Annotated in this window: 1 protein-coding gene; it reads left to right on the top strand. The window is 38.7% G+C overall.

What is annotated here, in order from left to right; translation table 11 throughout:
* A partial coding sequence (locus AAEZ02_RS22245; RefSeq protein ID WP_351125179.1) for an aminopeptidase N C-terminal domain-containing protein occupies window positions 1-284 on the top strand: 284 nt, incomplete at both ends.

The following is a 284-nucleotide window of genomic DNA, read 5'->3' as shown; positions in this document are numbered from 1 at the left end:
AGCTGATACTTTTAGATAACGCTGGTGCTCGTGCATTTAAAAACATTGCCTTGTCATTGTTATGTCAAGTGACCGATACTCATGAATCGTTAGTTGAAAAGCAATATTATTCAGCTAAAAATATGACTGATAGCTTAGGGGCTTTGAAAGCGGCAGCTACAGCCAAACTAGCCTGTTTACCTATGTTATTAAGTGACTTTGAGTCTACGTGGGAATCAACGCCATTAGTGATGGATAAATGGCTGACATTACAAGCGTTAGTGAATAGCGATGAAGTGATAGAT

It is taken from the genome of Shewanella sp. T24-MNA-CIBAN-0130 (assembly GCF_040310185.1).
Classification (GTDB): Bacteria; Pseudomonadota; Gammaproteobacteria; order Enterobacterales; family Shewanellaceae; genus Shewanella; species Shewanella psychromarinicola.
Note: the sequence above shows the minus strand (reverse complement) of the source record. Positions and strands in the feature narration are given on the sequence as shown.